Genomic DNA, 22,038 nt, shown 5'->3' with positions numbered 1-22,038 from the left:
GGTAAAATGTGTCTTTTAGCCCTCTGGCCCAACGGCTGCCCTGTGCTGCCGTTTTTCTTTTTGTCCAAAGCCCGTCCCATGAGCAACACGCCAGCCCTCCCCCTTGAACAACCCGGCCTTGAGCGCCTGTCCAAATCGTTCGAGCCCGCCGCCCTTGAAGCGCATTGGGGCCCCGAGTGGGAAAAACGCGGTTATGGCATCGCTGGTTTTAGAGGCACGGGCGGCCCAGCCGCTGATGCCCCCGCTTTTGCCATCCAACTGCCCCCGCCCAACGTGACTGGCACTCTACATATGGGCCACGCGTTCAACCAGACCATCATGGACTCGCTCACGCGTTACCACCGCATGTCGGGCTTCAACACAGCCTGGATTCCGGGTACCGACCACGCGGGCATTGCCACGCAAATTGTGGTGGAGCGGCAACTGCAAGCCAAAGGCATCAGCCGCCACGACATGGGCACCAGCCCTGCCGAAGCGCGCAAAAACTTTGTCAGCAAGGTTTGGGAGTGGAAAGAAGAATCGGGCAACACCATCACCAGTCAAATGCGCCGCATGGGCGACAGCGTGGACTGGAGCCGTGAATACTTCACGATGGACCCCAAGCTGACCAAAACCGTCACCGAGACCTTTGTACAGCTCTACGAGCAAGGTCTGATTTACCGTGGCAAGCGCTTGGTCAACTGGGACCCCGTGCTGATGAGCGCGGTGTCTGACCTCGAAGTTGAGAGCGAAGAAGAAGACGGCTCGATGTGGCACATCCGCTACGACTTGGTCGACACGGATGGCAGCCTTGCAGCTGCAGGCACCAGCTCATTGACGGTGGCCACCACCCGCCCCGAAACCCTACTGGGCGACGTGGCCGTGATGGTGCACCCCGAAGACGAGCGCTACAGCGCCCTGATCGGCAAGCAGGTGAATCTGCCTTTGTGCGGTCGCACCATCCCCGTGATTGCAGACGACTATGTGGACAAAGCCTTCGGCACCGGTGTCGTCAAGGTCACCCCCGCACACGACACCAACGACTATGCCGTGGGCCAGCGCCACAAACTAGACCTGATTTGCGTGCTCAACTTGGACGCAACCATCAACCACAACGCACCCGAAAAATACCGTGGTCTCGATCGCTTCGTGGCACGCAAAGCTGTGGTGTCCGACCTCGATGCTGCAGGCCATTTGGTTGAGGTGAAAAAACACAAACTCATGGTGCCCCGCTGCGCCCGCACCAGCCAAGTGATCGAGCCCATGCTGACCGACCAATGGTTTGTGGCGATGAACAAAATCAGCCCCATCGATCCCACCGGCAAAAGCATCGCGCAAAAAGCCATTGACGCGGTGCAATCGGGCGAAGTCAGCTTTGTGCCCGAGAACTGGGTCAACACCTACAACCAGTGGATGAACAACATCCAAGACTGGTGCATCTCGCGCCAGCTTTGGTGGGGCCATCAAATTCCAGCTTGGTATGACGAAGACGGCAAGGTGTATGTGGCGCGTGATGAAGCGGAAGCGCAAGCCCAAGCTGACAAGGTCTCGCCGGGTAAAACACTCAAGCGTGATGAAGACGTGTTGGACACCTGGTACTCGTCGGCGCTGGTGCCGTTTTCTACTTTGGGCTGGCAGGCTACTGCCGCGAGCGCGGGGGGCGCAGACAGTCTTGCTCCTCTTCGCGATGCTCAGAATGTCGCTGCGCCTGCCTTCGTCCCCCACGCTCACGGCAGCAGCCATGGTTCGCAAACCGATTACGACTTGTATTTGCCATCATCGGTTTTGGTGACGGGTTACGACATCATCTTCTTCTGGGTTGCTCGGATGATCATGATGACGACCCACTTTACGGGGCGTGTGCCGTTTAAGCATGTGTACATCCACGGTTTGGTGTTGGACGCACAGGGCAAGAAGATGAGCAAGTCTGAGGGCAACGTGCTTGACCCGGTGGACTTGATTGACGGCATCACGCTGGAACCTTTGCTCGACAAACGCACCCAAGGTTTGCGCAAGCCTGAAACCGCGCCTAAGGTGCGCAAGCAAACCGAAAAAGAATTCCCTGAAGGCATCCCTGCGTATGGCGCAGACGCGCTGCGCTTTACCTTTGCTGCACTCGCGTCATTGGGGCGCAGCATCAACTTTGATTCAAAACGCTGCGAGGGCTACCGAAACTTCTGCAACAAGGTGTGGAACGCCTCACGCTTTGTGCTGATGAACTGCGAAGGTCAAGACTGCGGCCTCAAAGAGCACACCAAAGCTGAGTGTGTGGTGGGTGGCCCCGCTCATGGCTACCTAAAGTTCAGCCAAGCCGACCGCTGGATTGTGTCCAAGCTGCAACGTGTGGAAGCCGAAGTGGCCAAGGGCTTCGCCGAGTACCGCCTCGACAACGTGGCCAACACAATTTACGACTTTGTGTGGAACGAGTTTTGCGATTGGTATTTGGAAATTGCCAAGGTGCAAATTCAACAAGGTGCCATCGCGCAAAACCGCGAGGAAGGACAAGCCGCGCAAAGGGCGACTCGCCGCACCCTCATTCGCACGCTAGAGACTATTCTGCGTTTGGCGCACCCCATCACGCCCTTCATCACCGAAGAGCTGTGGCAAACCGTAGCCGTGGTGGCGGGTCGCATCAAGGCGGACGACACAGCTGCATCTATCAGCATCTCGGCTTATCCCGTCAGCCAGCCTGATCGCATCGACGAACAAGCCGAAGCCCATGTGGCACACGTCAAGTCTTTGGTCGATGCCTGCCGCAACTTGCGCGGCGAGATGGGTGTATCGCCCGCCACGCGCATGCCTTTGTTTGCGCTGGCTGGCAGCGCCGAAGAACACACTTTCATGCAAGGTGTGGCGCCCGTATTGCAAGCCTTGGCCAAGCTCAGCGAAGTCAAAGTGTTTGATGACGAAGCCGCTTGGTCTGCCGCAGCACAAGCCGCACCTGTGGCAGTGATTGGCGAGCTGCGTGTGTGCCTGTTCATCGAAGTGGACGTGGCCGCCGAGAAGATTCGCTTGGGCAAAGAGGTCGACCGCTTGCAAAATGAAATCTCCAAGGCAGGTGCCAAGCTCAACAACGAAGCCTTTGTGGCCAAAGCACCTCCCGCTGTGATTGAAGAAGCCAAGAAGCGCGTGGCCGAGTTCACGGCTACCTTGACCAAGGTGCAAGAGCAGCTTGTCAAATTAAAGTCATAAAGACTCCCTAAAATTGTCACAAACATAATTTTTAAAACAACATGACAAAACCACTTACCAAAGCCGTCTTCCCCGTTGCTGGCATGGGCACACGCTTCTTGCCCGCCACCAAAGCCAGCCCCAAAGAAATGCTGACCGTGGTGGACAAGCCGCTGATTCAATATGCAGTGGAAGAAGCCTACGAAGCCGGTATTCGTGAAATGATTTTTGTCACGGGCCGCAGCAAACGCGCCATTGAAGACCACTTTGACATGGCCTACGAGCTGGAAACCGAACTCGAAGCTGCCGGTAAGCAAGCCTTGCTAGAAATTGTGCGTGGTGTTCAACCGGATGACATGCAATGTGTGTATGTGCGCCAAGCGCGTGCACTCGGCTTAGGCCACGCGGTTTTGTGCGCCGAGCACTTGGTGGGCGACGAGCCCTTCGCCGTGTTGCTGGCCGACGACTTGATGCGCGGCAAAGCCGGTGGCCCTGGCGTATTAAAACAAATGGCTGAGGTGTTTGCACGCACACAGTCTTCTGTGTTGGCCGTGCAAGAAGTGCCGCTTGAGCATGTGCACCGCTACGGCGTTGTGGCTGGGACTGACATTGGCAACCGCTTGGTCGACATTCATCAAATGGTGGAAAAACCAAAAGCAGAAGTGGCGCCCTCACGCACCACGGTCGCTGGCCGATACATCTTGACCCCTGCAGTTTTTGAGCGCATCCGCGCAGGTGGCCGTGGCGTTCAAGGCGAGATTCAGCTCACCGATGGCATTGCAGGTTTGTTGGCCACCGAAAAAGTATTGGCCTTCTCGTACGAAGGCAAACGCTTTGACTGCGGCAGCAAAGTGGGCTTTTTGCAAGCCAGCGTCGAGCTGGCCTTAGAGCACCCAGAAGTGGGCGCTGAGTTTCGTAACTACCTCAAGCACCTCAACGTCGCGTAACTCAACGTCGCTTGAGGATGTGAACAAAGTAGCTGCCCTCTGTGGTTTGCGACAACAACTCATTGCCAGTTTGTTTGGCAAACGCCGCAAAGTCCCGCACCGAACCTGTGTCGGTTGATACGACCTTTAGTACTTGACCGCTCTCCATGGCGGTCAGCGCTTTTTTAGCTTTCAAAATTGGCAGCGGACAATTCAGGCCGCGCGTGTCAAGCTCTAGGTCAATGTTCATGAGGGAAATACACCTGTAGACAAGTAACGATCGCCACGGTCGCACACGATGAAAGCAATCGTCGCGTTCTCCACCTGTTGCGCAATGTGCAAGGCCACCCAGCAAGCACCTGCGGCTGAGATTCCCGCAAAAATACCTTCTTCACAAGCCATGCGGCGGCACATTTCTTCTGCATCGTCTTGGCTCACGTAGATCAATTCGTCCACGTTACTGGCATCATAAATTTTGGGCAAATACGCTTCTGGCCACTTACGAATACCGGGAATACGCGAGCCTTCAGTGGGCTGCGCACCGACGATACGAATGGCGGGGTTCTTCGATTTCAAGAATCGAGATACACCTGTGATAGTGCCCGTGGTCCCCATGGCACTGACGAAATGCGTGATACGACCCTGCGTTTGCTCCCAGAGCTCAGGCCCAGTGGTCTCGAAGTGGATGCGCGGATTGTCCTCGTTGGCAAACTGGTCGAGCATGCGGCCCTTGCCTTCTGTTTGCATACGTTCGGCCAAATCGCGCGCGTACTCCATGCCGCCACTCTTGGGCGTCAAAATTAGCTCAGCACCAAAAGCCTTCATGGTTTGGGCGCGTTCAATCGACAAGTCCTCAGGCATGATCAACACCATGCGATAGCCCTTGATGGCTGCGGCCATGGCCAGCGCAATGCCAGTATTGCCAGAGGTAGCTTCTATCAAGGTATCGCCGGGCTTGATTTCGCCGCGCTCTTGAGCACGTTGAATCATTGACAAAGCGGGACGGTCTTTCACAGAACCGGCAGGGTTGTTGCCTTCTAGCTTGCCCAAAAGCACGTTGCCGCGTCGGGCATTTTCGGCAGCGCCCAAGCGCTGCAAAGCGACCAAGGGTGTCTTACCAATTGCGTCTTCGATCGTGGGGTAAGTAATGTCTGAATTCATAGGTCACTACTGTGCCACAAGTCGCGTACAACACCCTTCACGAGGGTTTGTATCAAACCCTAGGAAACGCTTTTTTCCTGCATCCGATTTAACTCGAAGCAGAAGTTTTTCTATGCAACTGAATCCCCTTAAAAGGCGCCCTTGCCGATTCTGGAAAATTGTTGTTCTCCACATACGTGCTGGCGTAGTCGCCCATGTATTGGTCACCCGTGTTGTGAGACCCCGTTTGACTTGGCACGTACAGCGCATCAGTACAGCTGCGATACAGCCTCAACATTGGCAACCAAAGTAGTTTGACAGCAGTCATAGCCACCCCCTAAAAGATGTAAACAGTTTATATCGTTTAAGTAAGAATACACTTAACGTTAACCACTACTTAATAATTCTTAATACACACCTACAGCCAACAAGCAAATGGCCGTTTTGTAGCCTTTTCCGCCGTAACCCCCCCCAAACAGTCGCGACTGTCAAGAATTGCGTGGGATATGTGCCATAATCTCGCTCTTCTATCCCGTGCCCGGGTGGTGAAATTGGTAGACGCAGGGGACTCAAAATCCCCCGCCGCGAGGCGTGCCGGTTCGATTCCGGCCCCGGGCACCATCGGTAAACCTTTACCGTATTGGCTTGATAGCGACGCTTTCAAATTCTATGAATGACGACGACTTTTCTAACATAGTTAGAAGTGGCACTGGCCACTCGGTTTCGGTTTCCGAACTCACTGGCAACGCCAAAAACCCCAAAAATATGGTTGCGTCTCATGAGGAAGAGACCGAAGCGCGCAAACGTGCGTTTGAACAAAAGGCACTTGCGGCTTTAGATGCCGAAAAAGCTTTGACGGCCGCGCTGGCAGAGCACACAGAGCATGTCGCACCCACCGACGGTGAACAAGACACCAACATTCAAAAAGTCACGTCTGGCAAAGCTGCTGACAACCTTCAAAACATTACGGGTGATGACGCGACTAAGCCCAATATTCAAAGTGTCAGCACCGAAGTGCTTGCGACCAACAATCAAATAGTCAGCGCAGAAAGAATTCAAGACAACATCCAAACGGTTGGCAGCAACAAAGGCATAGCTCCCAATGTCCAAAACATCTCAGCAGATGCGATAGCCCCCAACCTGCAAAATATCGGTAGTGGCAATATCGATGCCAACAGACAGAACATCGCTGGCGAAAAGGCCCTTGAAACCAATCGCCAAGGCATCCCATCAGATGTCATTGCACCCAATGTTCAAGACATCAGCGATCAATCACTGGGCGAGAAGACTAATTTACAAGTCTTCCCACAGGACGATGCAGGCTCAAATCGCCAGGTTCTTGGCACAGAAAACAACACCCAAAACAACGCCAGAATTGCCGCCAACTCCTCGGGCAACAACGCGCAAACAATAGCCAAGCTAGGGATTCAAGACAACAAGCAATCGCTAAATCAAGGCGGGCTAACCCAAAACAATCAGCCCCTAGCTCCCGCATCTGGCTTAAACCCGAACAATCAATTTGTTGACACTGACGCGCCATCGCTCAACCGCCAGGCGGCCCCTCAGGACACATCACCTGCCCTCAACCGCCAAGGCGTGAACAAAGACAAGATAGAGTCTCATTTCGAACAACTGCCGTCTGAAGATGTTGATCGCAAAAAAGTCGACTTCTCAGCCCCGCAAGACAAGGGCGGTTCATCAGCCCTCCGCAGCAAGACCAATGGCGGTCGAGCCCCTGTGAATGCAACAGAGCGTCAACAAGCGACGCTCAACAGAAATCATGCGATGGATGTATTCCATGGTCGACTAGCAGGCATCAAGCAAAACGTGGATGCCTTGAATAGCCGCCTGACAGATTTAGAAGAAAAAGTTCACACGGACGACGCCAAATTCGAAAAAGGCAATCCCAAAGATTTCAAGGTAGATTGAAACTAAGACTTGTCGCCCAGATGCCACGGTCCTAGCGCAACTCTGATTACGATGAATGCCTGCCTTTTCAGCAGGCTTTTTTGTTTTTGGAGTTTCTGTGAGCCACCTCTTTTCTGAATTCACCCTCACCTCGCCGCGCGGCCCAATCACCTTGGCCAACCGTGCCATCGTCGCGCCCATGTGCCAATACTCGGCTGACAACGGCCAAGCTACCGACTGGCACTTGATGCACTGGGGCAGTTTGCTGAACAGCGGCGCTGCTATGTTCATCATCGAGGCAACGGCCGTGGAGCCCGAAGGCCGCATCACACCAACGTGCTTGGGGCTTTGGGACGATGCCACTGCCACGGCCATGCAGGACAAGTTGCATCGCGCACGCACATTGGCACCCAACGTGCCTGTGTGCATCCAACTCGCCCACGCAGGCCGCAAAGCTTCCAGCGCAGCACCTTGGCAAGGCGGTCAGTTGCTTACACCCGAACAAGGGGGCTGGCCAACGGTGGGCCCATCCGCCGTTGCACACTTGACGCAAGAAACAGCACCTCACGAGCTGGACGCCCAAGGCTTAGAACGCATCAAACAAGCCTTTGCCAAAGCCGCCCAACGCGCTGAAGCCATGGGCATTGAAGCCATCGAGCTGCACAGCGCACACGGCTATCTGTTGCACCAGTTTTTGTCGCCCATCGCCAACCATCGCACCGACGGCTACGGCGGCAACTTTGACAACCGCACACGTTTTCCGATGGAAGTGTTTGAGGCCGTGCGTGCGGTTTACAAAGGCTCATTGGGCATGCGCATCTCGGCCTGCGACTGGGTGGACAACGGCTGGACGCCCGAAGAAACCGCTGACTTTTCGCTGCGCCTCAAACTAGCAGGCGCAGACTTTGTGCACATCTCATCGGGCGGCGTGGCTGCTCAGCAAAAGATTGCTATTGGCCCTGAATACCAAGTGCCGTTCGCCAAATTAGTGAAGCAAAAAACTGGCATGCCCACCATCACCGTGGGCTTGATTACCGAACCGCAACAAGCCGAAGACATCTTGGTGCGCGGTGATGCCGACCTGATTGCCCTGGCCCGCGCTTTCCTCTACAAACCCCGCTGGGTGTGGGAAGCAGCAGCAGCCTTGCACGGCAAGGTGCAAGCCAGTCCGCAATACTGGCGCTGTATGCCGCGGGAAGCACAAGGTATTTTTGAAGCCGTAAAAATGGGACAACGCTAGTTATCTAAACAGGAGACGACACATGAAACACCTCACTCGCCGCAGCCTCAACACGGCATTGCTCACCACCACCCTGATCAGCGCATGCGTTGTCATCGCGCCATTTGCCGCACATGCGCAAGCCGACGCTTACCCTAGCAAACCCATCACGCTGATCGTGCCCAACCCGCCTGGCGGCTTGGTCGATACATCGGCCCGTTTGGTGGGCGAACCTTTGGCACGCCTGACTGGCCAATCGGTGGTAGTCGACAACAGACCAGGCGGTAGCGGCAACTTGGCCTATGCCAACGTGGCACGCAGCGCCAAAGATGGCTACACCGTGTTGGTGTCTTACTCGGGCTACCACATTGCCAATCCGATCTTGATGGACAAACTTCCATGGGACTTGAAAGACCTCACACCCGTGGGCCTCATCACCGTGGCGACCAACGTGATTGCTGTGCATCCTTCCGTACCTGCCAACAACTTGAAAGAGTTCATTGCTTGGGCCAAACAAAACCCAGGCAAGCTCAACTACGCCTCGCAGGGCAATGGGTCGGTGTCGCACATCGGCACGGAAATCTTCAAGCAACAAACCGGCATTGAGATGACGCACGTGCCCTACAAGGGCTCTGGGCAAGCCATTCAAGATGTGCTGGCGGGTCAAGTGCAAGTGTTTATCACCACGCCTCCATCGGTAATGGGCCATGTGCTGAGCGGCAAGCTTAAGGCCTTGGCTGTCACAGGCAAAATTCGTCACCCGCAAATACCACAGGTCCCCACCGCCTCTGAAGCGGGTTTGACTGGCTTTGAGTTGGAGTCATGGGTGGCCTTGTACGTGGCCAGCGGCACCCCCAAAGAAGTGGTGCAAAAGCTGTCGGCTGACGTCAAGCGCAGCATGGAGCAGCCTGAGACCAAGCAACGCGGCGACGCCTCTGGCGTGGAAGTGCGCTACCTCACGCCCGACAACACCACCAAGCTCTTGGAGCGCGACACCGCCAGCTGGGCCAAGACCATCAAGGCTGGCAATATCAAGTCGGATTAAGCCAATCCGTCTTTGACATTTGCGTAGCGCAGCTGCAACCGCAGCTCGCGTTTCATGCGCGTGTTCACCATGCGGCGTGACTCACTCATGAAACTAAGCTGCATGGCTGGCATCTCAGTTTGGGCTTGGACGCGACTGATGCGCGGCGGCTTGGCCAGACCATACAAAACCGCCGCCATGTCAAAGTAGTCGCCCATCAACATTTGGCTGTCGTCGTTCACGTTATACGTGCGTTGCGGCTGACCACGCCACAGAGCCAGCTGACAAGCGCGTGCCAAATCGTCGGCGTGGATGTGGTTGGTAAATACGTCATCATCACCAGCTAGCACAGGTGTGCCACGCAACAGGCGTTCGCGGGGTGTGCCGCCCTCACGACCGGGGGCATAAATGCCGGGTATGCGCAGCACGCTCACCCGCACAGCGCTGGAACGCAATCGTCCGAAATGGCGCATGCGCGCTTCGGCATCTACGCGACGTTGCGCCCTTGGCGTGATGGGTTTGATCAGGCGACTTTCATCGACCCATGCGCCCGCACAGTCGCCATACACACCGCTGGTCGAGCCGTACACCATGCTGCGTGGGGCGCTGCGGCGCATCAACATGCGTGTGAGCGCCAAGGTGCGCGGGTCGATGTTGCCCTGCAATGGCGGAGGCGCGAGGTGCAGCACACGCGTGGCCCAACCTGCCAAGCGCAGCAGCGACGCAGGCGCATCCAAATCACCCACCACAGGCGTCACACCTTGGGCACGTAGGCTAAGCACTCGCGCAGGGCTAGAGGTGAGCGCCACCACCCGCACATGGCGCTGCGCACGCACCACGCGCTGGCCCACATCACCGCAACCAATGATGAGCAAACGCTCGCGTTTGAAACGAGAAGACAAAGCACCAAGGGGGGATTGATTGGAAGGCAAAATACAACCTGTAAAAGTTCAAGGATACCCAAAGATGAGTTTCAACATCACGGTCCAGCCTAGCGGCCGCACATTCACCGCCAATATTGAAGAAACCGTGCTAGCCGCAGGCCTGCGTCAAGGCATTGGCCTGCCCTACGGCTGCAAAGACGGTGCTTGCGGTTCATGCAAATGCAAAAAGATTTCAGGCGAAATCACCCACGGCAACCACCAAGAAAAAGCCCTAAGCGCCGACGAAGAAGCCCATGGTTTTGTGCTCACCTGTTGCGCCACCGCGCACAGCGATGTGGTGCTGGAGTCTCGCCAAGTGGTGGAGGAAGGCTCGTTCCCCATCAAGAAAATGCCAGTGCGTGTGGTCTCACTGGAGAAGGCCTCGCACGACGTGATGATCGTCAAGCTGCAATTGCCAGCGACCGACCCTATGAAGTTCCACGCCGGTCAGTACGTCGACTTTTTGTTGCGCGACGGCGACCGCCGCAGCTACTCGATGGCCAATGCGCCACACACCTTTGTGGAAGGCACACCTGCGATTGAGCTGCACATCCGACACATGCCCGGCGGCAAGTTCACCGACCACGTGTTTGGGGCGATGAAAGAAAAAGAAATTCAACGCATCGAAGGCCCACAAGGCAGCTTCTTCTTGCGTGAAGACTCTGACAAGCCCTTGGTGTTCTTAGCGTCAGGCACTGGCTTTGCACCTATCAAAGCGATTCTGCAACACATGCAGCACAAGGAAATCGTGCGCCCCGCCACGCTCTACTGGGGCGGTCGCCGTCCAGCGGATTTGTACATGCACGATTGGGTGCAAGCCCAACTGGCCGCCATGCCCAACCTTACCTACGTGCCTGTGGTGTCTGACGCTTTGCCTGAAGACCACTGGACAGGTCGCACAGGCTTTGTGCACGCTGCCGTGTTGCAAGACCACACTGACCTCAGCGGCTATCAGGTGTATGCCTGCGGTGCGCCCATCGTGGTGGACTCGGCCCGCGCAGCCTACACACAGGCTGGCCTGCCGGCGGAAGAGTATTATGCGGACTCGTTTACTTCTGCGATTGATAAAGTTTGATCCGCTAGCCCCGCACAATGCCACTCATCACACCCCACCCCGCGCTAGAAATCAAAGACATCGAGATCCATCAGCCTATGCAGTGGCTGGCACTTGCATGGAAAGACATAGAACGCTGCCCTACCGCAGGCGTGACGCACGGTTTGATCTTGGCGGTTGTGGCGGGTGGTTTGTTTTGGTTTGCACGAGATAGTTTTTGGTGGATTGCTGCCATGCTGTCGGTCTGCATGGTCATTGCTCCGTTGCTAGCAACTGGCTTGTACGACATCAGCCGTCGCTTAGAACGCGGAGAAGAAGCCACTTTGGCCGATGCCTTTCGCATTTGGACTTCAGGCGATAAGCGCTTAATTTTCTTTGGCTTGCTGCTTTCCTTATCAAGCGCGGGTTGGGTACTTTGCTCTGCCGCTTTGATTCAGTGGATGGTGCCCGCCAGCGTGCACACCCCAGCAGACTTTGTGCGCTTGGTGGTGCTGCAGCCCAACTCTGGCTTGTTTGAATTGTGGGTCATCATGGGGGCGCTCATGGCTGCGCCCATGTTTGCGTCCACCTTGGTCACCATTCCTTTGCTGATGGACCACCCCACCCTCACCCTTCAACAAGCCATTCTTACCAGCTGGCGTGTGGTGGCTTTGAACCCGTTTTCCATGGCGTGCTGGGCGGGCATTTTGTGTCTATTCACTGCGCTAGGCATTGGCTCTGCATTTTTAGGCTTGCTGGGTGTGGTGCCCATGCTGGGCCATGCCAGTTGGCACGCGTATCGCGACCTGGTGGTTTACGACCCAACGGTGCTCTGAGTTTTTATGACAGAAGAACAATTCGCCCAATTCGGGCTGACATTTGGCGTGGGCGGCTTCATGCTGTACATGCTGTTCATTATTTTCCAGCTCGCACGCGAATCGAAGGCCGGCAAGTTCGGTACCTTTGTGCTGTTCTTGGTTCTATCATTTGGCATGCTGGGCTTTGTGACCAAGCAAGTATTGATTTGGATGATGGAGGGTTAAGCCCTCTCAAGTCATTGGCTTATTCGCCCAAATAAGCCTCGCGCACTTTCGGATCGTGCAACAGTGCGTGCGCATCACCGCTCAAGGTAATCAGGCCTGACTCCATCACATAGCCACGGTCAGCAATTTGCAAGGCTCTACTGGCGTTTTGCTCGACCAACAAAATCGTCACACCTTGGGCTGACACCTCTTGAATCACCTCGAAAATTTTGTCCACCATGATGGGAGACAAGCCCATAGAAGGCTCATCCAGCAACAGCACTTTGGGACGACTCATCAACGCACGGCCCATGGCCAACATTTGCTGCTCACCGCCAGACATCGTGCCAGCCAGCTGGTCACGGCGCTCTTTGAGTCGTGGAAATGTGATGAACACACGTTCAATGTCTTCGGCAATGGCGGCGTTGTCGTCACGAATGTAGGCCCCCATTTGCAAGTTCTCAACAATGGTCATGCGCGTGAACACGCCACGGCCTTCGGGCACCATGGCCAAGCCTTGTTGCACCAAGTCCCAAGGGCCTTGACCGTCAATGGTTTTGCCTGCCAACTCAATGTGGCCACCGCCCAAAGGCAATAGGCCCGTGATGGCTTTCATTGTGGTGGTTTTACCTGCGCCATTCGAGCCAATGAGTGACACCAACTCGCCCTCGCGCACCTCTAAGCTCACGCCCTTGACGGCTTGAATGCCGCCGTAGCCCACCTTCACATCGTTGGCCTTCAACAAAACCGCTGCGTTGTCGTGTGTCACCTCAATGCCCTCCCGTGCCTAGGTAGGCTTCAATCACTTGGGGGTTGCGCTGCACCTCAGAGGGTGTGCCTTGGGCAATCACCTTGCCGTAGTCAAGCACGGTCACGCGGTCGCACAGGCCCATGACCAACTTCACATCATGCTCAATTAACAACACCGTGCGGTGGTCGCGGCGAATTTTTTCAATGAGTTCGCGCAGCTGCACTTTCTCGGTGGCGTTCATGCCAGCGGCGGGCTCGTCCAAGGCAATGAGCTGCGGGTCGGTGGCCAAAGCGCGGGCAATTTCTAAGCGACGCTGATCGCCGTAGCTGAGTGTGCGGGCTTTGTAATCGGCCAAATTAGCAATGCCCACGTAATCCAACAGTTCACGGGCGCGTTGCTCAATGGCCAGCTCTTCGGCTTTGAATTTGGCTGTTCTGAAAATCGCACCCAACAAGCCGGAGCTGGTGCGCACATGGCGGCCCACCATCACGTTTTCAAGTGCGGTCATCTCGGCAAACAAACGGATGTTTTGAAACGTACGTGCAATGCCGGCTTGTGCCACCAAATGCACATCCGTTGGCTCATAGGGCTTGCCAGCCAATTCAAAGCTGCCGCTGTCGGGTGCGTACAGACCCGTGATGACGTTGAAAAACGTGGTTTTACCAGCGCCGTTGGGGCCGATCAAGCCATAGACCTGACCGCGTTCAATGTGCATGCCCACATCGGTGAGGGCTTGTAAACCACCAAAGCGTTTGGAAATGCCCGTGACATTCAACACGCAGTCGCTCATCGCGCACCGCCTTGTGGATTGAGGTTTTTGCCGTGCTCGGGCGTGGGCCACAAACCGCGTGGCCGCCACAACATGATGGTGACCATGGCCAAGGCAATCAGCAGCTGACGCAAAATAGCAGCGTCCAAGCGGCCATCGGTCATGGCTTGCAAGGGCCCTGCCACATAGCGCAACACCTCGGGCAACGCGGCCAGCAACACAGCCCCCAAGATAACGCCGGGTAAATGGCCCAAGCCGCCCAGCACCACCATGGCAACAATCATGACCGACTCCATGAGGCTGAATGACTCTGGCGACACAAAGCCTTGAAAGGCTGCAAACATCGCGCCCGAAACGCCACCAAAAGTAGCACCCATGCCAAAGGCCATGAGCTTCAAGTTACGCGTGTTGAGACCCATGGCTTTGGCCGCAATTTCGTCTTCACGAATCGCCATCCATGCACGGCCAATACGCGAGTACTCCAAGCGGTGGCACACCACCACACTCACTACCACCAGCGTCAAAAACAAGTAGTAATACAGCGTGACCGAGGGCAACTCGATGAAGCCCAAGTCCAAGCGTTTGGACAATGGGTGACCAAACACACTGACTGCATCAATCTGCCCCAATCCCTTGGGTCCGTTGGTGATGTTGACGGGGTGATCGAGGTTGTTCAAAAAAACACGAATGATTTCGCCAAAGCCCAAGGTGACAATGGCCAAGTAGTCGCCGCGCAACTTCAAGGTAGGCGCTCCCAGCAACACACCAAACAAACCCGCCAAACCAGCGGCCAACGGCAACACCAGCCACAGGCTCAAGTGCAAGCCGTCTGGAAACATCTGCGCAATCCACGGAAACACTTCCGTCAAATGAGGCGAAGCCAACAAACCAAATAAATACGCGCCCACAGCAAAGAAGGCCACGTATCCCAAGTCAAGCAATCCGGCATAGCCCACCACAATGTTCAGACCCAACGCCAGCAACACATACAACAGTGACATGTCGGCAATGCGCACCCACGCATTGCCAAAGTTTTGCAGCACCAGCGGCAAAACCAACAGCACAGCAGCCAAAAGCCAACGATTTGAGAAAATTTTGTGCTGCAACATGGTCAAGCCCTGTCAGCCACGCGCTCGCCCAGCAAGCCGGACGGGCGCAAGGTAAGCATGACGATCAACACCACAAACGCCAAGATGTCGGTGTAGTGGCTACCCAGCACACCACCGGTCAGCTCGCCCAGGTAGCCGGAGCCTATCGACTCGATCAACCCCAACAACAAGCCGCCCACCACCGCACCGCCCAAATTACCAATGCCTCCAAACACCGCGGCGGTAAAGGCTTTGAGGCCTGGCAAAAAACCCATCGCATGATGCGCCGTGCCGTAGTTCATGGCCCACATCACACCGGCGATCGTGGCCAGCACCGCACCGATGATGAAGGTGGCAGAAATCACCACATCGGGCTTCACGCCCATGAGGCTGGCCACGCGTGGGTTCTCAGCGGTGGCACGCATGGCGCGGCCTAGTTTGGTGCGATTCACCAGCCACGACAACACGGCCAAGGCCACCACGGTCAAGCCCAAAATCATCAACTGTGTGGGCGTGATGACGGCCTCGCCAATCTCAAATGGCGTGGTGGGCAAGAGTGCGGGGAAAGGTTTGTAGTTGGGCTTCCAAATAATCATGGCCAGCGTTTGCAACAAGATGGACATGCCAATCGCGGTGATGAGCGGAGCCAGTTTGGGCGCGTTGCGCAGCGGGCGATAGGCAATTTTTTCAATCGCAAAATTTAATGCCGCCGCCGCGATAGAGGCCAAGACCATGGAGATGATCAGCAGCACCCAGCCAGGTGTGTTCGGCATCAAGGGCTGCAAAAGGCCGATGACCGACCAGCTGCACAACGCGCCGATCATCAGCACCTCACCGTGTGCGAAGTTGATGAGGTTGATGATGCCGTAGACCATGGTGTAACCCAAGGCCACCAGCGCGTACATGCTGCCGAGCACCAAGCCGTTGATGACTTGTTGAAGCAAGATGTCCATTTGTTATTTACCTGCTTGTTTGTTTTTGTCGCGCAAGTGGCGCAATTTGTCAGCAATTTTGATCTCTAAACCACGCTCGACAGGACGGTAAAAGCCCGTAGTTTCTAGGCCTTCGGGCATGTAGTTTTCGCCGGCTGCAAAGCCATCTTCTTCGTCATGGGCATAGCGGTAGCCCTTGCCCCAGTCCATGTCTTTCATCATTTTTGTAGGCGCGTTACGCAGGTGCATGGGCACAGGGCGTGTCCCGTCCTTTTTGATGAGGGCTTTGGCTTCGTTGTAAGCCTTGTAGACCGCGTTTGATTTGGGCGCCACCGCCAAATACACCACACACTCGGCCAAAGCGAGTTCTCCCTCGGGGGAGCCCAAGCGCTCATATACCTCGGCCGCATCAAGCGCCAAACGCAAAGCGCGCGGGTCGGCCAAGCCAATGTCTTCGGCGGCCATGCGAATCAAACGGCGCGCCATGTACTTGGGCTCAGCCCCACCATCCAACATGCGCACCAGCCAATACAAAGCGGCATCAGGGTCAGAGCCGCGTACCGACTTGTGCAGCGCACTGATGGTGTCGTAGAACTGTTCGCCGCCTTTGTCGTAACGGCGCATGCGCTCGCCCAGCACGTGCATGAGCCATGCGTCGTTGATTTCTTCCAGCTTCTCGCGGTTAGCAGCCACCGACAAAGTTTCCAAGGTGTTGAGCAACCGGCGGGCATCCCCATCGGCATAGGCAATCAGTCGCTGCAAGGCGGCATCTTCCAGCGCGGGCACAGCGCCCATGGCTTGCGCTTTGGCAATGATTTGTGCCAGGTCTTCCGCACCAAGCGACTGCAGAACATATACCGCGGCTCGCGAGAGCAAGGCCGAGTTGACTTCAAACGATGGGTTCTCGGTGGTCGCACCAATGAAAGTAAACAGGCCCGATTCAACGTGCGGCAAAAACGCGTCTTGCTGGCTTTTGTTGAAGCGGTGCACCTCGTCCACAAACATGATGGTGCGTTTGGAATCTAGCGAATCGCGGGCGGTCATGGCCTGCTCCACCGATTCACGAATTTCTTTCACGCCGCCCAACACAGCGCTGATGGACAAAAACTGCGCATCAAACGCATCGGCCATCAAACGGGCAATGGTGGTTTTACCCACGCCCGGCGGCCCCCACAAAATGCAGCTGTGCGGCTGACCCGATTCAAACGCCACCCTTAGCGCCATGCCCTCGCCCAACAAATGCCGCTGACCAATGACATCGCCCAGCGTGCGTGGGCGCAGACGTTCAGCGAGGGGAATGTGGGTGGAGGACACGCTTCAAAAGGCTTGGATTGATAGAGGCCTTGAGTGTAGCGAGGGGCCGGCTTTAGCCTTGCAACACGGGCGCGGCCCGTATTAGGCTCGTGTTCATGCTCAGGGGCGAATAACGCTCACGCCCTTGGGTGTCACGAAGTTGAACTGCGCAGCACTGAGGCTGACGGGGTTGATCTCGAAGCGCTCAAAACTCAGCACCGATCGCTGGCCCATGGCATCAAAAATTTCAAGCTTGCCGAGGCTCACCTGTGTGCCATCGGCACGAAGCCCTAAGCGCACCGATTGAATAGTGCTCTCGCGGTTCTTGGGAGTGGCTTGGACCCATTGCAAACCGTCTCCATCAGCTTGCGCTTCTAAGCTGAATTCTTTTTGCAAGGCGTTGAGGTCTACCGCTGTGGCCACCAAGGCGGCTGGCGTGCTGCCCAAAGCTTGCGCTTGTTTGCGGGCTGTGACTTGTTCGAGGTCGGCGTCATACAGCCACAAGGTTTGGCCATCGGCGACGATGACTTGCGGAAAAGGTTTGATGTAGTCAAAGCGAAAACGCGTAGGGCGCACAAACGAAAACTGCCCTGTAGACGTTTTGCTTCGCGCAGTGCTCTGCCCAGCTTTGGCAGGTGGCGTGACCACTTGGGTGAAATCAGCACGTCCACTTTTGGTGGATTTTAAAAATGCTTCGAGTGTGTCGAGGCTGCTTGCGCAGGCAACGCTTGCGCTAAACGCGCACGCCACCAACACAAAGCCCGCACGATGGCTAAAAAAATCAATCATCACGTTGAGGTACCAAAATTTCGCGTTGACCATTGCTACTCATGGCGCTGACCATGCCTGCTTTTTCCATGTCTTCCACCAAACGGGCGGCGCGGTTGTAGCCAATCTTCAAATGGCGTTGCACCAACGAGATGCTGGCCTTGCGGTTCTTCAGCACCACCTCTACCGCTTGGTCGTACATCGGATCTTTTTCCGCCGCCACTTCGCCAAACAAATCGGGGCCTGAGGCATTGCCTTCAGCGTCGACCGTGCCGCCTTCGAGCACGCCTTCGATGTAGTCGGGCTCGCCTTGGCTTTTCAAGTAGTTCACCACGCGGTGCACCTCTTCGTCGCTCACAAACGCACCGTGCACACGCACAGGAAAGCCACTGCCGCTGGCCATGTAGAGCATGTCTCCCATGCCCAGCAAAGCCTCTGCACCCATTTGGTCAAGGATGGTTCGGCTGTCAATCTTGGAACCCACCGAGAACGCGATACGCGTCGGAATGTTGGCCTTGATGAGGCCAGTGATCACATCGACGCTAGGACGTTGTGTGGCCAAAATCAAATGAATGCCTGCGGCCCGCGCCTTTTGCGCCAAGCGTGCGATGAGTTCTTCAATCTTCTTACCCACCACCATCATCAAGTCAGCCAGCTCGTCAATCACCACCACGATGTGCGGCAGGCGCTGCAGTGGTTCGGGCTGCTCAGGCGTCAGGCTAAACGGGTTGTAAATGAACTCTTCACGTGCCGCGGCTTCGTCAATTTTGGCGTTGTAGCCAGCGAGGTTACGCACGCCGAGCTTACTCATCAGCTTGTAGCGTTTTTCCATTTCGCCGACGCACCAGTTCAAGCCGTGCGCGGCTTGGCGCATATCGGTCACCACAGGTGCCAACAAGTGCGGAATGCCTTCGTACACCGACATCTCCAACATCTTGGGGTCGATCATCAAGATACGCACATCGCGTGCGTCAGCCTTGTAGAGCAACGACAAAATCATGGCGTTGATACCCACCGATTTACCCGAACCGGTGGTGCCCGCCACCAACACGTGGGGCATCTTGGCCAAGTCGGCAACGATGGGGTTGCCCACAATGTCTTTGCCCAATCCCATGGTGAGCATGGATTTGGATTCGTTGTACACATCGGAGCCCAAAATTTCGCTCAATCGAATCGACTGTCGCTTGGCATTGGGTAGCTCCAGTGCCATGAAGTTTTTGCCAGGGATGGTTTCCACCACGCGGATGGACACCAGCGACAACGAACGCGCCAAATCTTTGGCGAGGTTCAACACTTGTGAACCCTTCACGCCGGTGGCGGGCTCGATCTCGTAGCGCGTGATCACTGGACCGGGCGATGCAGCCACCACTCGCACTTCCACGCCGAAGTCTCTGAGTTTTTTCTCAATCATGCGACTTGTCATTTCAAGCGTCTCGGGGGACACGGTGTCTTGACGAATCAGCGGGTCATCCAGCAAGTCGACTTGCGGCAAGCGTGAATCGGTGGCGGCGTCTGTGAACAAGGTTTTTTGGCGCTCTTTGGCCACACGTGCACTTTTAGGCACTTCGATCATCTCAGGCTCAATGTGCATAGCGATGGGCGGGTGTTCTTTGATGTCCACACGCTCTTCAAACACCACTTCTTCACGTTCACGGGCTGCCACCAAACCGTAGGCCACGTCTTCCTCGCGCTCGCGGCGCTCGCGCCATCTTTCGTACAAGCCGTCCAACACTGCGCCAATATTTTCAGCGGTTTGCGCCCATGAGAAGCGAAACACCCACGACGCGCCGACCACGCCAAACACAATGAAAATTAAACCCGAGCCGTTGAAGCCCAACCACTTCAAGCTCGATGGGCCGACCAAATAACCCAGCACGCCGCCACTCACATGGCCGGGCAAGTGGTCTTCAAAGCGGTACATGCGCGTCCACTCTAGGCCGGTACTAGAGATCAGCAACAAGACCAAGCCCGCCCAAAATGCAAAGCGTGTAAAGCGCCAACTGGTGTGCTCAAAATGCGGCTCGTCTTCGTCGCGCAAGCGGTTGGCCAAAGCCGCCAGCCATGACGCCAAGGCTGCGGCATAACACCACCACACCGAATAACCCAACAAGAAAAAGCTCAAGTCGCCAAACAAAGCACCCAAGCGACCACCAAAGTTGCGCACCGTGTTGCCCGTGCCAGACGTGGTCCACGCGGGGTCAAGCGGCGAATGGGTGAGCAGCGCAAGCACCCAAAAGGTCATGAACACAAAGCCAGCGGTCAGTGCAATTTCTTGCGCAAAACGGCGAAAACCTGTGGGCTTCTTGTTTCCATCGGCAGCAGAGGCGCGTGGGTCGTTTTTTAATGTATTGAGCGAGTAAGTCATGTCTAGAGGCAGAGCTTACCCGAGCGGCAGCCTTGCACCGTCAAGGGTAAAGAGTGAGGTTCTTACAATATGCGTTTATTGTCTCTTTGATTGCCCTCCTCAGATGTCTACCCAACAACACGCCCAAGTTTTGATTCTCGGCTCCGGCCCTGCTGGCTACACCGCTGCTGTATACGCTGCACGCGCCAATTTGAAGCCCCTGTTAATTACCGGCATGGCCCAAGGCGGCCAACTGATGACCACCACCGAAGTAGACAACTGGCCTGCCGATGTAAACGGCGTGCAAGGCCCTGAACTAATGCAGCGCTTTTTGCAACATGCCGAACGCTTCAACACCCAAATTGTGTTTGACCACATCAACAAAGTCGACTTCAGCAAGCGCCCCTTCACCTTGACTGGCGACAGCGGCACTTACACCTGCGACACACTCATCATCTCTACCGGCGCATCGGCCAAGTACCTAGGCCTGCCGTCTGAAGAAGCATTCATGGGACGCGGCGTATCCGGCTGTGCCACCTGCGACGGCTTCTTCTATCGCGACCAAGTGGTCAGCGTGATTGGCGGCGGCAACACCGCTGTGGAAGAAGCTTTGTATTTGTCGAACATCGCGTCCAAGGTTCACTTGGTGCACCGCCGTGACACCTTCAAGGCAGAAGCCATCATGATCGACAAGCTCATGGAGAAGGTCGCCGCAGGCAAGATCGTGCTTGAAACCAACAGCACTTTGGACGAAGTCCTAGGCGACGCGTCTGGCGTGACAGGCGTGCGTTTGAAGAGCACCGGCGACGGCAGCACCCGCGACATCGCCACCCAAGGCTGCTTTATTGCCATTGGTCACTCTCCCAACACCGGCATTTTTGAAGGCCAACTGGACATGAAAGGCGGCTATTTGCTGACCAAGTGCGGCTCCGAAGGCTTTGCAACCATGACCAGCGTACCCGGCGTCTTTGCAGCAGGCGACGTGCAAGACCACATCTACCGCCAAGCCATCACCAGCGCGGGCACGGGCTGTATGGCCGCATTAGACGCTCAACGTTTCTTGGAACAAGGCGCGCATTAAAAGACGCTACAATTTAAGGCTTTGCTGAATCCAGCAAAGAGATGGGTTACCGCCACCCTTTTTGGCGAGGTGAGGCGCTCGTGTGAACGACCGCCGTTGAATATGGAGTGTCCACATGGCACGCGTATGTGAAGTAACGGGCAAAGGCCCCATGTCTGGGAACAATGTTTCCCACGCAAACAACAAGACAAAACGCCGTTTTTTGCCTAACCTGCAATATCGCCGTTTCTGGGTAGAGACTGAAAACCGTTGGGTGCGCTTGCGCGTTTCTAGCGCAGCTCTGCGTTTGATCGACAAAAACGGCATCGACGCCGTGTTGGCTGACTTGCGCTCGCGCGGTCAAGCTTAATTCCAGTTACTGAAAGGACACGATCATGGCATCCAAAGGCGGACGCGAAAAAATCAAGCTGGAATCGACAGCCGGCACAGGTCATTTCTACACGACCAGCAAAAACAAGAAAACAATGCCCGAGAAAATGTTGATCATGAAATTTGATCCCAAAGCTCGCAAGCACGTTGAATACAAGGAAACCAAACTGAAGTAATTCAGCTGGCCCATTAAAAAACCCGCCTCGGCGGGTTTTTTAATGCCTGTTCGCAGCGTTTACACGCGTGCCGCACGCATCTGCATCGAGAACTCTTGCAAAGCCGCAATACCGCTGGCCTC

At 55.8% G+C, this 22,038-nt stretch carries 21 protein-coding genes and 1 tRNA gene; 12 read left to right on the top strand and 10 right to left on the bottom strand.

The features are described from left to right. Window positions 1–78: 78 nt before the first annotated feature. Window positions 79–3,171 (top strand): valine--tRNA ligase, encoded by a 3,093-nt coding sequence (locus tag ABWP81_RS02085; protein ID WP_353138824.1) that lies wholly within the window; start codon window positions 79–81, stop codon window positions 3,169–3,171. A 41-nt stretch (window positions 3,172–3,212) separates the two neighbouring features. Next, window positions 3,213–4,097: a UTP--glucose-1-phosphate uridylyltransferase GalU gene (gene galU, locus ABWP81_RS02080; RefSeq protein WP_353138821.1), complete on the top strand. Its 885-nt coding sequence runs from the start codon at window positions 3,213–3,215 to the stop codon at window positions 4,095–4,097. A 1-nt stretch (window position 4,098) separates the two neighbouring features. On the opposite strand, the gene ABWP81_RS02075 is transcribed toward galU, so the two are convergent. Then, a complete protein-coding gene (locus ABWP81_RS02075) occupies window positions 4,099–4,326 on the bottom strand; it encodes a sulfurtransferase TusA family protein (RefSeq protein WP_353138818.1) in 228 nt (75 codons plus the stop codon). Further along, window positions 4,323–5,225 (bottom strand): cysteine synthase CysM, encoded by a 903-nt coding sequence (gene cysM, locus ABWP81_RS02070; protein WP_353138996.1) that lies wholly within the window; start codon window positions 5,223–5,225, stop codon window positions 4,323–4,325. The genes ABWP81_RS02075 and cysM overlap by 4 nt, the downstream gene beginning before the upstream one ends. Window positions 5,226–5,752: 527 nt before the next feature. Between cysM and ABWP81_RS02065 the strand changes: the two genes are divergently transcribed. The 4 genes from ABWP81_RS02065 to ABWP81_RS02050 all read left to right on the top strand — a co-directional run bounded on the left by ABWP81_RS02065 (window position 5,753) and on the right by ABWP81_RS02050 (window position 9,388). Then, window positions 5,753–5,837, top strand: a tRNA-Leu gene (locus ABWP81_RS02065). Continuing rightward, the gene (locus ABWP81_RS02060) at window positions 5,808–7,145 is read left to right on the top strand and encodes a hypothetical protein (protein ID WP_353138815.1); all 1,338 of its coding nucleotides are present in this window, start codon (window positions 5,808–5,810) and stop codon (window positions 7,143–7,145) included. The genes ABWP81_RS02065 and ABWP81_RS02060 overlap by 30 nt, the downstream gene beginning before the upstream one ends. A 97-nt stretch (window positions 7,146–7,242) precedes the next feature. Then, a complete protein-coding gene (locus ABWP81_RS02055) occupies window positions 7,243–8,364 on the top strand; it encodes an NADH:flavin oxidoreductase/NADH oxidase (RefSeq protein ID WP_353138812.1) in 1,122 nt (373 codons plus the stop codon). Between the two features lie 22 nt (window positions 8,365–8,386). Beyond that, window positions 8,387–9,388 carry a Bug family tripartite tricarboxylate transporter substrate binding protein gene (locus ABWP81_RS02050; RefSeq protein ID WP_353138809.1) on the top strand — a complete coding sequence of 334 codons (1,002 nt, stop codon included), beginning with the start codon at window positions 8,387–8,389 and terminating at the stop codon, window positions 9,386–9,388. Here the strand turns inward: ABWP81_RS02050 and ABWP81_RS02045 are convergent. Next, a complete protein-coding gene (locus ABWP81_RS02045; protein WP_353138806.1) occupies window positions 9,385–10,299 on the bottom strand; it encodes an SDR family oxidoreductase in 915 nt (304 codons plus the stop codon). The two genes, ABWP81_RS02050 and ABWP81_RS02045, sit on opposite strands and share 4 nt — an antisense overlap. Window positions 10,300–10,333: 34 nt before the next feature. Between ABWP81_RS02045 and ABWP81_RS02040 the strand changes: the two genes are divergently transcribed. Genes ABWP81_RS02040 through ABWP81_RS02030 form a run of 3 tightly spaced genes read left to right on the top strand, consistent with a single transcriptional unit; the run spans window position 10,334 to window position 12,366 of the window. Next, window positions 10,334–11,365 (top strand): CDP-6-deoxy-delta-3,4-glucoseen reductase, encoded by a 1,032-nt coding sequence (locus ABWP81_RS02040; protein ID WP_353138803.1) that lies wholly within the window; start codon window positions 10,334–10,336, stop codon window positions 11,363–11,365. A 17-nt stretch (window positions 11,366–11,382) separates the two neighbouring features. Continuing rightward, a complete protein-coding gene (locus ABWP81_RS02035) occupies window positions 11,383–12,159 on the top strand; it encodes a DUF2189 domain-containing protein (RefSeq protein ID WP_353138800.1) in 777 nt (258 codons plus the stop codon). Between the two features lie 6 nt (window positions 12,160–12,165). Further along, a complete protein-coding gene (locus ABWP81_RS02030) occupies window positions 12,166–12,366 on the top strand; it encodes a DUF2788 domain-containing protein (protein ID WP_353131487.1) in 201 nt (66 codons plus the stop codon). 19 nt (window positions 12,367–12,385) lie between these two features. Here ABWP81_RS02030 and ABWP81_RS02025 read toward each other — a convergent pair whose 3' ends face one another. The 7 genes from ABWP81_RS02025 to ABWP81_RS01995 all read right to left on the bottom strand — a co-directional run bounded on the left by ABWP81_RS02025 (window position 12,386) and on the right by ABWP81_RS01995 (window position 20,311). Continuing rightward, complete coding sequence (locus ABWP81_RS02025; RefSeq protein ID WP_353138797.1) at window positions 12,386–13,114, bottom strand: ABC transporter ATP-binding protein; 729 nt, start codon at window positions 13,112–13,114, stop codon at window positions 12,386–12,388. Between the two features lies 1 nt (window position 13,115). Beyond that, window positions 13,116–13,886 (bottom strand): ABC transporter ATP-binding protein, encoded by a 771-nt coding sequence (locus ABWP81_RS02020; RefSeq protein WP_353131489.1) that lies wholly within the window; start codon window positions 13,884–13,886, stop codon window positions 13,116–13,118. Further along, window positions 13,883–14,974 (bottom strand): ABC transporter permease subunit, encoded by a 1,092-nt coding sequence (locus tag ABWP81_RS02015; RefSeq protein WP_353138794.1) that lies wholly within the window; start codon window positions 14,972–14,974, stop codon window positions 13,883–13,885. Before ABWP81_RS02015 ends, ABWP81_RS02020 begins: the two co-directional genes overlap by 4 nt. A gap of 2 nt (window positions 14,975–14,976) precedes the next feature. Continuing rightward, a complete protein-coding gene (locus ABWP81_RS02010; RefSeq protein ID WP_353131491.1) occupies window positions 14,977–15,906 on the bottom strand; it encodes a branched-chain amino acid ABC transporter permease in 930 nt (309 codons plus the stop codon). A gap of 3 nt (window positions 15,907–15,909) precedes the next feature. Next, window positions 15,910–17,199: a replication-associated recombination protein A gene (locus ABWP81_RS02005; RefSeq protein ID WP_353138791.1), complete on the bottom strand. Its 1,290-nt coding sequence runs from the start codon at window positions 17,197–17,199 to the stop codon at window positions 15,910–15,912. A gap of 99 nt (window positions 17,200–17,298) precedes the next feature. Beyond that, window positions 17,299–17,967, bottom strand: coding sequence for an outer membrane lipoprotein periplasmic chaperone LolA (gene lolA / locus ABWP81_RS02000; RefSeq protein WP_353138993.1), 669 nt, complete (start codon window positions 17,965–17,967; stop codon window positions 17,299–17,301). Continuing rightward, the gene (locus ABWP81_RS01995) at window positions 17,960–20,311 is read right to left on the bottom strand and encodes a DNA translocase FtsK (RefSeq protein WP_353138788.1); all 2,352 of its coding nucleotides are present in this window, start codon (window positions 20,309–20,311) and stop codon (window positions 17,960–17,962) included. The genes lolA and ABWP81_RS01995 overlap by 8 nt, the downstream gene beginning before the upstream one ends. A gap of 103 nt (window positions 20,312–20,414) precedes the next feature. On the opposite strand from ABWP81_RS01995, the gene trxB reads away from it, so the two are divergent. The 3 genes from trxB (at window position 20,415) to rpmG (ending at window position 21,916) form a co-directional block, all read left to right on the top strand. Then, window positions 20,415–21,371, top strand: coding sequence for a thioredoxin-disulfide reductase (trxB, locus tag ABWP81_RS01990; RefSeq protein WP_353131495.1), 957 nt, complete (start codon window positions 20,415–20,417; stop codon window positions 21,369–21,371). A 115-nt stretch (window positions 21,372–21,486) separates the two neighbouring features. After that, entirely contained in the window at window positions 21,487–21,720 is a 234-nt protein-coding gene (gene rpmB / locus ABWP81_RS01985; protein WP_100131507.1) for a 50S ribosomal protein L28, read from the top strand. A 25-nt stretch (window positions 21,721–21,745) separates the two neighbouring features. Next, the gene (rpmG, locus tag ABWP81_RS01980; RefSeq protein WP_100131508.1) at window positions 21,746–21,916 is read left to right on the top strand and encodes a 50S ribosomal protein L33; all 171 of its coding nucleotides are present in this window, start codon (window positions 21,746–21,748) and stop codon (window positions 21,914–21,916) included. The last annotated feature ends 122 nt before the right edge of the window (window positions 21,917–22,038 follow it).

It is taken from the genome of Limnohabitans sp. (assembly GCF_040401135.1).
Classification (GTDB): domain Bacteria; phylum Pseudomonadota; class Gammaproteobacteria; order Burkholderiales; family Burkholderiaceae_C; genus Limnohabitans.
This window is presented reverse-complemented; position numbering and strand designations above follow the sequence as displayed.

Coding starts and splice junctions, on each gene's coding strand:
- ABWP81_RS02085 (WP_353138824.1), top strand. CDS start 79: ATGAGCAACACGCCAGCCCTCCCCCTTGAACAACCCGGCCTTGAGCGC.
- galU (WP_353138821.1), top strand. CDS start 3,213: ATGACAAAACCACTTACCAAAGCCGTCTTCCCCGTTGCTGGCATGGGC.
- ABWP81_RS02075 (WP_353138818.1), bottom strand. CDS start 4,326: ATGAACATTGACCTAGAGCTTGACACGCGCGGCCTGAATTGTCCGCTG.
- ABWP81_RS02050 (WP_353138809.1), top strand. CDS start 8,387: ATGAAACACCTCACTCGCCGCAGCCTCAACACGGCATTGCTCACCACC.
- ABWP81_RS02040 (WP_353138803.1), top strand. CDS start 10,334: ATGAGTTTCAACATCACGGTCCAGCCTAGCGGCCGCACATTCACCGCC.
- ABWP81_RS02035 (WP_353138800.1), top strand. CDS start 11,383: ATGCCACTCATCACACCCCACCCCGCGCTAGAAATCAAAGACATCGAG.
- ABWP81_RS02030 (WP_353131487.1), top strand. CDS start 12,166: ATGACAGAAGAACAATTCGCCCAATTCGGGCTGACATTTGGCGTGGGC.
- ABWP81_RS02020 (WP_353131489.1), bottom strand. CDS start 13,886: ATGAGCGACTGCGTGTTGAATGTCACGGGCATTTCCAAACGCTTTGGT.
- ABWP81_RS02015 (WP_353138794.1), bottom strand. CDS start 14,974: ATGTTGCAGCACAAAATTTTCTCAAATCGTTGGCTTTTGGCTGCTGTG.
- ABWP81_RS02010 (WP_353131491.1), bottom strand. CDS start 15,906: ATGGACATCTTGCTTCAACAAGTCATCAACGGCTTGGTGCTCGGCAGC.
- lolA (WP_353138993.1), bottom strand. CDS start 17,967: ATGATTGATTTTTTTAGCCATCGTGCGGGCTTTGTGTTGGTGGCGTGC.
- ABWP81_RS01995 (WP_353138788.1), bottom strand. CDS start 20,311: ATGACTTACTCGCTCAATACATTAAAAAACGACCCACGCGCCTCTGCT.
- trxB (WP_353131495.1), top strand. CDS start 20,415: ATGTCTACCCAACAACACGCCCAAGTTTTGATTCTCGGCTCCGGCCCT.
- rpmB (WP_100131507.1), top strand. CDS start 21,487: ATGGCACGCGTATGTGAAGTAACGGGCAAAGGCCCCATGTCTGGGAAC.
- rpmG (WP_100131508.1), top strand. CDS start 21,746: ATGGCATCCAAAGGCGGACGCGAAAAAATCAAGCTGGAATCGACAGCC.